13 protein-coding genes are annotated in these 10647 nt (G+C 58.6%); 10 read left to right on the plus strand and 3 right to left on the minus strand.

The window, feature by feature from the left end; translation table 11 throughout:
- Positions 1-30: 30 nt before the first annotated feature.
- The 5 genes from ctaD to RSF91_RS13515 all read left to right on the plus strand — a co-directional run bounded on the left by ctaD (position 31) and on the right by RSF91_RS13515 (position 3635).
- Entirely contained in the window at positions 31-1677 is a 1647-nt protein-coding gene (ctaD, locus tag RSF91_RS13495; RefSeq protein WP_099735816.1) for a cytochrome c oxidase subunit I, read from the plus strand.
- A gap of 14 nt (positions 1678-1691) precedes the next feature.
- Complete coding sequence (locus RSF91_RS13500; RefSeq protein WP_210768956.1) at positions 1692-1814, plus strand: cytochrome oxidase small assembly protein; 123 nt, start codon at positions 1692-1694, stop codon at positions 1812-1814.
- A 37-nt stretch (positions 1815-1851) separates the two neighbouring features.
- Entirely contained in the window at positions 1852-2475 is a 624-nt protein-coding gene (locus RSF91_RS13505; RefSeq protein WP_332568904.1) for a cytochrome c oxidase assembly protein, read from the plus strand.
- The gene (locus tag RSF91_RS13510) at positions 2472-2669 is read left to right on the plus strand and encodes a DUF2970 domain-containing protein (RefSeq protein WP_332568905.1); all 198 of its coding nucleotides are present in this window, start codon (positions 2472-2474) and stop codon (positions 2667-2669) included. The genes RSF91_RS13505 and RSF91_RS13510 overlap by 4 nt, the downstream gene beginning before the upstream one ends.
- A gap of 84 nt (positions 2670-2753) precedes the next feature.
- Positions 2754-3635, plus strand: coding sequence for a cytochrome c oxidase subunit 3 (locus tag RSF91_RS13515; RefSeq protein ID WP_099735819.1), 882 nt, complete (start codon positions 2754-2756; stop codon positions 3633-3635).
- Between the two features lie 149 nt (positions 3636-3784).
- Here RSF91_RS13515 and RSF91_RS13520 read toward each other — a convergent pair whose 3' ends face one another.
- Complete coding sequence (locus RSF91_RS13520) at positions 3785-4027, minus strand: twin transmembrane helix small protein (protein WP_099735820.1); 243 nt, start codon at positions 4025-4027, stop codon at positions 3785-3787.
- 14 nt (positions 4028-4041) lie between these two features.
- Between RSF91_RS13520 and RSF91_RS13525 the strand changes: the two genes are divergently transcribed.
- The 5 genes from RSF91_RS13525 (at position 4042) to RSF91_RS13545 (ending at position 9193) form a co-directional block, all read left to right on the plus strand.
- Positions 4042-4866 carry an SURF1 family protein gene (locus RSF91_RS13525; RefSeq protein ID WP_332568906.1) on the plus strand — a complete coding sequence of 275 codons (825 nt, stop codon included), beginning with the start codon at positions 4042-4044 and terminating at the stop codon, positions 4864-4866.
- Positions 4796-5563, plus strand: a complete 768-nt coding sequence (locus RSF91_RS13530; protein ID WP_332568907.1) for a hypothetical protein — start codon at positions 4796-4798, stop codon at positions 5561-5563. Before RSF91_RS13525 ends, RSF91_RS13530 begins: the two co-directional genes overlap by 71 nt.
- 90 nt (positions 5564-5653) lie before the next feature.
- On the plus strand, positions 5654-6571 hold the full coding sequence (cyoE, locus tag RSF91_RS13535; protein WP_442878853.1) for a heme o synthase: 918 nt from the start codon (positions 5654-5656) through the stop codon (positions 6569-6571).
- 6 nt (positions 6572-6577) lie between these two features.
- Positions 6578-7183, plus strand: a complete 606-nt coding sequence (locus RSF91_RS13540; protein WP_332568908.1) for an SCO family protein — start codon at positions 6578-6580, stop codon at positions 7181-7183.
- Positions 7184-7438: 255 nt separating this feature from the next.
- On the plus strand, positions 7439-9193 hold the full coding sequence (locus RSF91_RS13545; protein WP_332568909.1) for a putative bifunctional diguanylate cyclase/phosphodiesterase: 1755 nt from the start codon (positions 7439-7441) through the stop codon (positions 9191-9193).
- A 21-nt stretch (positions 9194-9214) separates the two neighbouring features.
- Here RSF91_RS13545 and RSF91_RS13550 read toward each other — a convergent pair whose 3' ends face one another.
- Positions 9215-10132, minus strand: a complete 918-nt coding sequence (locus RSF91_RS13550) for a DUF6999 family protein (RefSeq protein ID WP_332568910.1) — start codon at positions 10130-10132, stop codon at positions 9215-9217.
- 24 nt (positions 10133-10156) lie between these two features.
- Positions 10157-10647, minus strand: a 491-nt coding sequence (locus tag RSF91_RS13555) for an iron-containing redox enzyme family protein (RefSeq protein WP_332568911.1), incomplete at its 5' end; no start/stop codon positions are given.

Below are 10647 nucleotides of genomic sequence, written 5' to 3' on the forward strand. Positions count from 1 at the left end.
CGGGTATAGAGACAGATTGGAGAAAAGAATATGAGCGCCGTAGTTCCTCCCGTCCACACCCATGAGGGCCATGGTCACGATGACCATGGGCATGACGACCACCATCACGCTACGCCCACGGGTTGGCGTCGCTGGCTGTTTGCGACCAATCACAAAGACATCGGCACGATGTACCTGCTGTTCTCCTTCACCATGCTGATGGTGGGGGGCGTGCTGGCCATGCTGATTCGCGCCGAGCTGTTTGAGCCCGGCCTGCAGATCGTCAACCCAGAGCTGTTCAATCAGCTCACCACCATGCATGGCCTGATCATGGTGTTCGGTGCCATCATGCCGGCCTTTGTGGGCTTCGCTAACTGGATGCTGCCGCTGCAGATTGGCGCATCCGACATGGCTTTTGCTCGGATGAACAACTTCAGCTTCTGGCTGCTGATTCCTGCGGGCATCATGCTGGTGGGATCGTTCTTCATGCCCGGCGGTGCCCCTGCGGCAGGCTGGACGCTGTACGCGCCGCTGACGCTGCAAATGGGCCCCTCGATGGACACCAGCATCTTTGCGATGCACGTCATGGGTGCCAGCTCCATCATGGGCGCGATCAACATCATCGTGACCATTCTGAACATGCGCGCACCCGGCATGACGCTGATGAAGATGCCGCTGTTTTCCTGGACCTGGCTGATCACGGCCTATCTGCTGATTGCCGTGATGCCCGTGCTGGCAGGCGCCATCACCATGACGCTGACTGACCGCCATTTCGGCACCAGCTTCTTCAATCCCGCAGGCGGCGGCGACCCGGTGATGTACCAGCACATCTTCTGGTTCTTCGGTCACCCCGAGGTCTACATCATGATCTTGCCGGCCTTCGGCATCGTCAGCCAGATCGTGCCCGCCTTCAGCCGCAAAAAGCTGTTTGGCTACACCTCCATGGTCTATGCCGTGGCGGCCATTGCCATTCTGTCTTTCATCGTGTGGGCGCACCACATGTTCACCACCGGCATGCCGGTTACGGGTCAGCTGTTCTTCATGTACGCGACCATGCTGATCTCCGTGCCTACGGCGGTGAAGGTGTTCAACTGGACAGCCACCATGTGGCGCGGCTCCATGACGTTTGAGACTCCCATGCTGTTCGCTGTGGGCTTCATCTTCGTATTCACCATGGGCGGCTTTACCGGACTGATTCTGTCCATGGCTCCCATCGATATTCAGCTGCAGGACACCTACTACGTGGTGGCGCACTTCCACTACGTGCTGGTGGCCGGTTCGCTGTTCTCCATGTTTGCTGGCTACTACTACTGGTCGCCTAAATGGACGGGCGTGATGTACTCCGAAACGCGTGGCCGCATCCACTTCTGGGGCTCGCTGATTTTCTTCAACATCACTTTCTTCCCCATGCACTTCCTGGGTCTGGCCGGCATGCCTCGTCGCTATGCCGACTACCCCATGCAGTTTGCCGACTTCAACATGATTGCCTCCATTGGCGGCTTCGGTTTTGGTCTGATGCAGGTTTACTTCTTTGTCTTCGTGGTGTGGCCTGCCATGCGCGGCCGTGGTGAAAAAGCACCGCAAAAGCCTTGGGAAGCCGCAGAAGGTCTGGAGTGGGAAGTGCCTTCGCCCGCACCGTTCCACACCTTTGAGAACCCACCCAAGCTCGATGAAACCGCCACCAAGGTGATCGGCTGAACAGGAGCGTTGAGATGACAACACAAACCAGAATGCAAGAGCAACGCAAAGCGAATCTGAAACTGGGGCTGATTCTGGCCTCTACAGCCGCCGTGTTCTTTATCGGCTTTGTCGTGAAGATGGCCTGGTTGCACTGAGGCAGCCGGTTGATGCAGTGAATGCAAGGAGGGTGATGTGAGCGTAGCCAAGGAAAACGCGAAGATGGTGGGCAAGCTGGCGATTGTTGCGCTGGGCATGTTTGCGTTTGGCTACGTGCTCATCCCCATCTACAAGCACATCTGCGAGCTGACGGGCATCAACATCTTGTCGCTGTCCGAAAAGCAGGTGCCCGGTGCCGGCGTGGCCGGGCGCGATGTGAAGCTGCCCAGCAATAGCCAGATCGACACCACCCGCACCATCACCGTAGAGTTTGATGCCAATGCGCGCGGCCCCTGGGATTTCAAGCCCGCCAAGCGCTCGGTACAGGTTCACCCCGGCGAGCTGGCGACGGTGATGTATGAATTTCAGAACGTGCAAAACCGCCGCATGGCCGCGCAGGCCATTCCCAGTTATGCACCGCGTCAGGCCACAGCCTACTTCAACAAGATGGAGTGTTTCTGCTTCTCGCAATACACGCTGGAGCCCGGCGAAAAACGCGAATGGCCGGTGGCTTTTGTGATTGATCCGCGCATTTCTAAAGATGTGAAGACCATCACCCTGTCGTACACGTTTTTTGAAGTGGGCGGCAAGACCCCGCCAGCGCCTGTCACTCCTGCTGACAGCACGGCTGCCGTGGCTGCGCCGGGGAGTCATTTATGACGCAGGACGGCAAAAAGTCCAACTTCTGGCGAAGCATCGTCGCCGTGGCGTGGGCCATGCTGGGTGTGCGCAAGGGCAAGGAATACGAGAAAGACTTCGCCAGCATCACGCCGCTGCACGTCATTGGCGTGGGACTGGTGGCGATTGTGATCTTGGTATTAGCGTTGATATGGATCGTCAACCTGGTCGTTTAGCCTAGGCTGAGACGGGTGCGGCGAAGTGCAAGTGATAGTGGAGCGTCGGTAAAAACAACGATCAACAGCGTCAGGAGCCGAGTGATGAGTGCAACCCATAAGGGCGCGACCCCTTACTACTATGTGCCAGCCGAATCCAGCCATCCCGTGATGGCGGCCATCGGTCTGTTTTTCATGATTCTCGGTGCGGGCACCTGGATCAACGGCCACGAATGGGGAATGTATTCCCTGTACTTTGGCCTGATCTGGTGGCTGTCGATACTGTTTGTCTGGTTCCGCGATGCAGCGCGTGAAAGCGAAGCCGGGCTCTACAGTCGCAAGATTGATCTGTCTTACCGCTGGAGCATGAGCTGGTTCATCTTCTCGGAGGTGATGTTCTTCGGCGCTTTCTTCACAGCCCTGTGGTGGGCGCGCGCGCATTCTGTGCCTGCACTGGGCAGCCTGGCGAACGAGCTGCTGTGGCCCAACTTTCAGGCCGTGTGGCCCAGTGTTGCAGCGGGTGCTACCGCATCGCCCGGCAATATTGTTGAGCCCTTCAAGACCGTGGGCCCGTTCTGGCTGCCCACCATCAACACCGCACTGCTGCTGACATCCGGTGTGACACTGACCATCGCCCACCATGCGCTGCAGGTCAACAACCGCGCGCGCTGCATCAGCTTCATGTGGATGACGGTGATTCTGGGTTGCATCTTCCTGTTCGTGCAGGGCTACGAATACCACCACCTCTACAACGACTACAACCTCAAGCTCAACTCGGGCGTGTTCGGCTCCACCTTCTACATGCTGACTGGCTTTCACGGCTTCCACGTTCTGGTGGGCATGCTGATGCTGTTCTTCATCACTATTCGCCTGATGAAGGGCGACTTCACCGACAAGCACCACTTCGGCTTTGAAGGCGCAGCCTGGTACTGGCACTTTGTGGACGTGGTCTGGGTCTTCCTCTACATCCTCGTTTACTGGATGTGAGAGAGCTGTAGTCACTACTTTTTTCAGAGCGCCTTGCGCTTGTCATCTGAAGGTTTCAGCATTGTTTGATGCTGAAGCCAAAGACAGACAGGCGCAAGGCGCTTGCCTTTGTATAGCGCGGTGAATTGCGAATGGCTGCTTGCGAACGATTAGCTGCCTGGCACCCAGCCCGTAGGCTGAATCCAGCCCATCTTGGCCGCCATCAAAATGCACAGAAAAAGTCCTATAGACAGTGCCACGCGTAAGGCAAGGGCGCGAAACATCTTGCGGCTGCGCTCTGCGTCTTCGGCGGCCGTGCTGGCGCTGCCATCGCCCTTGCGCATCATGAAGAACAGCGCACTGCCAAGGCTCGCCAAAATGGCGAGAAAAGCGAGAATGATCACGAATTTCATGAATGGATTATCTGGTGCGAACTTCCCGAATTCCAGACCTCTGGCGGTTTCTACTGATCTCTTTCGCAGCCCTTGTCTGCACAGGCATAACGGCATCTCTGGGCTTCTGGCAACTGGGCCGCGCCGCGCAAAAGCAGGAAATTTTTGATGCCATGGCGCGCCAGCAGGCGCTGGCACCTTGGGGCAACGCAGAGCTTGCGAGCCAAGTTCCGGCCATCAGTCAAATCCTGAACGATGCGAAGCGCAAAGAGCTGCTACACAGGCCCGCAAAACTGCAAGGCCAGTGGCTGGCCGAGCAGACGGTGTTTCTGGAAAACCGGCAAATGCAGGGCAAGGTGGGGTTTTACGTGCTCACACCGTTTCGCCTTGCTACCCCGCAGGAAGGCACCGTCATCATCGTGCAACGCGGCTGGGCACCGCGCAACTTCATGGATCGCATGGTGTTGCCCCCGGTGCATACGCCTGCTGGCATGGTCACGATTGAGGGCAGACTTGAGGCTCCGCCCTCCAAGCTGATGGAGCTGGAAGGTGCGGATGGCGGGGCAGACCCTGATGGGCAAAAGTCGCGCATCCGACAGAATGCAGACATTGCCCAGTGGGCGCAACAAAGCAGCTTGCCGTTGCTGGCGCTGAGCCTGGTGGAAACCAGCGATGACGCCGCCAGCCAAGGCTTGCTGCGCGACTGGCCGCAAATCAATGCCGGTGTGCAAAAGCACTACGGCTATGCCTTTCAGTGGTTCGGACTCAGTGTTTTGGTGGTGTTGCTTTATGTCTGGTTTCAACTCGTCCGACGCTTTTACCTCCCCCGTCGCGCAGTCCGCATCGCAGCGCCGCGATAGTGAGGGTCGTGAAGGTGATGAGCCGCTGAGCTTTTCAATTCACAGCCTGCCAGACCCTTCGCAAACCCAGATGCAGCAGGCGCGCAGCGGCCGCTGGAAGATGCTGGCCGTGCTGCTGGTCTGCGCTGCGCCTGTGGTGGCTTCTTACTTCACCTATTACGTGCTGCGCCCCACGCAGCAGCGCAGCTATGGCGAACTGATCGGCAGCCAGCCCAGCTTGCCTGATGTGAAGGTGCAAAAGCTCGATGGCACCAGCATGGATTTGCGCAGTCTTCAGGGGCAGTGGCTGCTGGTCAGCACCAGCAATGCCAGCTGCGAAGCGCGCTGTCAGGATCACTTGTATCTGCAGCGCCAGTTGCGTGAAACGCTGGGCCGTGAGAAAGACCGGCTGGACTGGGTCTGGCTCATCAACGACCAGCAACCCGTGAGCGAAAAAATTCTGCCCGCCGCCGAGCAGGCTACAGCGCTGCGCATGCCAGCTGCCGCTATTCAAGACTGGTTGAAGCCTGAGGCCGGCTATGCGCTGGATGAGCATCTGTATGTGGTGGATCCGCAAGGGCACTGGATGATGCGCTTCCCGGCCAATATGGACAAAGCCACGGCAGGCAAGGCCAAGCGCGATCTGGAGCGGCTGCTTCGTGCTTCTTCCTCATGGGATGAGGCCGGGCGGATGGCTGCGGACGCTGCAGAGAAATAAGCATTGAAATGGCTTGTGGCGCATGCAGATAAGGCGCCATTAGCTATCTAAATCATAGTTATTGAGGAGGGCGACATGCAGGCAGAAGTCATGAATGTGGAGAGCATCCCTCAACCCGCTGCGGAGGCAGCGCAGCCGTCATCGCGCTGGGCGCAGTATTACGCGCTGACCAAGCCGCGCGTGGTGCAGCTCATTGTTTTTTGTGCCTTCATCGGCATGGTGCTTGCCGTGCCCGGCACTCCCACCTGGCAGGACTGGGGCCGCATGCTGGCGGCCTGCGCAGGTATCTGGCTGGTGGCAGCAGCGGCAGCGGCTTTTAACTGCCTGGTAGAGCGCACGATTGATGCCCGCATGAAGCGCACCGCCTGGCGCCCCACGGCGCGCGGCGAGTTGTCGCACCGGCAGGCGCTGGTGTTTTCTGCCCTGCTGTGCGCAGCGGGTGCCGCCATCTTGCTGCTGGCCGTCAACGCGCTGACGCTGTGGCTGACGCTGGCCACCTTCATCGGCTATGCGGTCATCTACACGCTGGTGCTCAAGCCACTCACACCACAGAACATTGTGATTGGCGGTGCATCGGGCGCCATGCCGCCCGTGCTGGGGTGGGCCGCGATGACGGGGCAGGTCGGGCACGAGGCATTGCTGCTGTTTCTCATCATCTTTTTGTGGACACCGCCGCACTTTTGGGCGCTGGCGCTGTACCGGGTTGAAGACTACCGCCGCGCGGGCCTGCCTATGCTGCCCGTGACGCATGGCAATGCCTTCACGCGGCTGCAGGTGTTTCTCTACACCGTGGTGCTGTTTGCGGGCTGCCTGCTGCCGTTTGTGGTGGGCATGAGCGGCTATCTGTACCTCTTTGCCGCAGTGGTCCTGGGGTTGGGCTTTTGCGGTTATGGTTGGGCACTGCTGCGCAACTATTCGGATGCGCTGGCACGCAAAACCTTCCGCTTTTCCCTGATTCACCTGAGTTTGCTGTTCGCAGCCCTGCTGGTGGATCACTACCTGACCTGACCCATCATGGATAAACGAGGTGCATTGCGCGCATTCGGCGCTGCAACACTGGCCTGCACAGCCGCCTTCACTCTGACCGCCTGCAAGGACGATAAGAAGCCCTCGTTTCAAGGCGTGGATGTGACAGGCGCTGATTACGCCAAAGACATTCCGCTGACTGACGTGAATGGCCAAAAGCGCAGCCTCAAGGATTTCTCCGGCAAGGTGGTCGCCGTGTTCTTTGGCTATACCCAATGCCCCGATGTCTGCCCGACCACGCTGCAAGAGCTGCTGGAAGTCAAACAGGCGCTGGGAGCTGATGGCGACAAGCTGCAGGCCGTGTTCGTCTCGCTGGACCCTGAGCGCGATACACCCGAAGTGCTCAAGGCCTATCTGGCCAACTTCGACCAGAGCTTTGTAGGCCTGAGCGGTACGCCTGACGAGCTCGCTGCGGTGGTCAAGGACTTCAAGATTTACTTCAAAAAAGTGCCAGGCAAGGCCGAGGGGACTTACACCGTCGATCACTCCGCCGGCACTTATCTGTACGACACCCAGGGCCGCTTGCGCATCTATGAGCGCTATGGCGCAGGCCCGCAGGTGCTGGTGCAGGATGTGAGAGCACTGCTGGGCTGATAGCGCGGCTCCTTGGGGCGCTTGCGTAGATGAGTGCAATCCCTTGAAATTTCTTGTTACACATTTGTGTTTGATGTAGCGCAAGCAGATTGCGCTTGCTGCCGCGCATAGTTGTCGCTTTCAAACACTTGGCAAGGCTTCTCGCCGCGAGCCAGCAGATACATAGCCTCTGATGTTGCATGAGGCGGTTCTGCACGCAGGAATGCCAGAGTGAATGTCTGGAGCGCGTGTATGGCTGAATGCCCTTTTTCATCAATGCTTGAGCCTGTGACCGAGACAGCTATTGCGGACTGTCAGCGTCGACTGGGCCTAGCGTTTTCTGCGTGGAAGGATGAGGTGAGTCTGCCTTCCATGCTGCTGACCCAGCGAGAGCGCTATGCGCTGGATTCTGCTCCTGATGGAATCTTGCTGGTGGGGCGGGATGGGCGCATCGTGGCGGCCAACGCAGCCATGCAAGCCATATCGGGCTATGAATGCAGCGAACTGGAAGGTCAGCAGCTCGATATCCTGCTTCCATCCGAAGTTCAGGCGACGCATGGTCGCTACCTGCGCAGTTATTTTTCTCAGCCCTCGCGCCGCCCCATGGGGCTGGGTGGCGTGTTGTGGCTGCAGCGAAAGCAAGGCAGTGCAATGCCTGTCGACATTGCTCTTGGTTTTTTTGGTGAAGATGGAAATGGCTTGGCTGTAGCCTTTGTCCGGGATGTGACGGAGTTGCACCAGATGCAGCAACGTCTGAAGTTTCAGGCCACCAAGGACACTTTGACCGGCCTTAACAACCGCTGGCAGTTTGGCCAGGAGCTGCAGGAGCAGCTCAAGATCGCTCAGGCTGGCGATGAGTCAATAGCTTTGTTGCAGCTGGATCTGGATAACTTCAAGGCGATCAACGACGGTTATGGGCATGTTGCGGGCGACCAGCTGCTCAGAGAGGTAGCCAGACGGCTGAAAGCTCAGCTGCGCAGCGAAGGCGTTCTGGCCCGGCTGGGTGGTGATGAATTCATTGTACTGCTGGTGGGGGAAAACGCCGCCCGTGCGAAGTTCTGGAGCGATCAGATTCTGGCCGCGCTGTCCATACCTTTCAAACATGATGGGCTGGCGCTGGATTTCGGGGCCAGCATTGGCATCGCGCTGTATCCCGATGATGCACAGACTGGCGATGATCTGATGCGGTTTGCCGATATGGCCATGTACAGCGCCAAGGCGCGGGGTCGTGGCAATGCCGTGTTTTTCGAGCCTTGCATGGGCAAGGAGATGGCCGAGCGTGTGCAGCTGGCCGAGCGCCTGCGCATGGCGCTGAGCTACGGAGGGCTGCAGCTTCACTACCAGCCGCAGGTCAAGGTAGAGAGTGCAAAAGTGGTGGGCGTGGAGGCCTTGCTGCGCTGGAATGATCCGGTACTGGGGAATGTCAGTCCTGTGCGTTTTATTCCGGTGGCGGAGGCCTCTGGACAGATCGTGGCCCTGGGTAACTATGTGCTTGATGCCGCTTGCAAGCAGATTTCCTTGTGGCTCAAGGCTGGTACGCCGTTGCGCGTAGCGGTCAACCTCTCGGCTCATCAGTTGCGACAGGTGAATCTGGTCGAGCAGGTCAGCAGCTGTTTGACGCGATATGAAGTACCGCCGCAATGGCTGGAGCTGGAGATTACGGAGTCGCAGGCCATGCTGAACCCCGAACAGGGGCGTGAAGTGCTGCAAGGGCTGGCGCAGCTGGGGGTGACGATTGCCCTTGATGACTTTGGCACCGGCCATTCATCGCTGGCCTATCTGCAATATTTGCCGCTGCAGCGCGTCAAACTGGGGCGGGAATTTTTGTCTCCATCCCCCTGCCGGGATCGACTGCTGGGCGGCATTGTGCACATGGCCCAGGCGCTGGATCTGGAGGTCGTGGCAGAGGGCGTGGAAGAGGTCGAACAGCTGCAGCTGCTGCGTGACATCGGCTGCGAATTTTTTCAAGGCTGGCTGCATTCCCGCGCCATGCCTGCCGATCAGTTAGACGCGTGGTTAGCAGTGGGCTGAAGAATTGATGACGGGTGACGTTCATTGGGTAGCTTCAGCCGCCTTATGCATCTTGGCCAGTTCGCGTGCTGGAATCGGCAGTTCACCGCTGGCCATGCGCGCAAGCAGAGAATGCAGCATTTCGGTAGACAGCCCGTGCAGCACCAGACGGTAAGCCGCATAAAGCGTTGAATCCGGAACCATGGGGTGCTTGTTATTGAGCAGCACCAGATGCTCGGGCGAGGCCAGAATTTTGGCGCAGTAAATGCCCAGGGTTTCATCCAGCTGCAGCGAGTTGCTGGCGCGCCAGAAGTCGTTGTCGGTCAGCAGCAGCTGGTAGATGGGCGTGTACAGCTCAATGGCGCTTTGCAGATCAATGACGTTGAAGCGCCCGCGTGGCATGTCTTCGAGCTTGAGCTGGGGCTCGTGAATCATCGAAAAATCGGGCTCTGCGACAGGGACCAGCTCTTGCTTGTTTTCACGCAGCGCCTTGTTCAGGCGAATCACAAAGTTGAAGAGGTTGAGGTCGTGCTTGAGGAATAGCTCCTCCTTCACATCGTCAATCTCCATGGGCATTAAAGGCGTGGTGCTGACCTTGGTAGGCGAGTTAGCTGCCACAAACTGCAGCACCTGAGAGCCCAGGTGAAAGTGCCGCATGATGAGCCAGTTGGCCTCTGGCGAGAGAAATTTCTTCATGCCAAAAGCCAGCATGCGGTGCAGCAAGATGGAGTGCGACCAGCGCTTTGGCAGAAAGATTTTCAGCGCCTGAATGAGGATCATCGACAGGCGCGCCATGGGCCGCATGGCGGGCAGAAAAAACTGGCGCGAGCTGCTGCTGCAGTCGCGCAGCCATGCGGCTTTGACGTCATCGGGCAGTGGCGTGCTCTGGTCTAGGTACAGGGCCAGCCAGGGGCTGGGGTCGCGCTCGTCCCAGACATGGTCGTTGAATTCGTTCTTCATCAGGCTGTCCTGCTCGTCTTGTTTTTATTCGGCCAGCACATGCTGGAACTGCATCAGATACATGGCCGCCGTGTGGCGGGCGGTCTGCAGTATGGCTTGCTGGGCCGTGCCTTCGGTGTCCAGGTCCAGTGCCATCTGCACGGCGATCAGCCAGCGCTCCAAATGGTTCTCGTCATTGGCACCGTGATACTCCAGAAAGCGGAAGGCATCGGGTGGCAAGGGCAGGGCAGCGCGCAGCAGCGGCAGCAGGCTGGGCACGATGCGCTGGCCCGTACCTTCAATGATGTAGATGGCGCCCAGCAGCCCGATGGGGTTGGGCGTGGCGGCAAGGCCGTGCAGATAGGCGTTGAGCGCCTCGCCACCGGGGTTGCGGCGCAGTTTGCTGATATCGGTTTCGGTGCCGCCTGCCTTCAGGTAGTCGCTGTGCAGGATTTTGAAGTCGTTTTGCTCTTCACCGGCGTGCAGGTCGATGAGCGAGGCCAGCGTGGCGTAGTCGCCCGTGAGCGATGCTGCGC

The sequence above is a fragment of the Comamonas sp. genome (assembly GCF_036643215.1).
In the GTDB taxonomy this organism is placed as follows: Bacteria; Pseudomonadota; Gammaproteobacteria; order Burkholderiales; family Burkholderiaceae_C; genus Comamonas.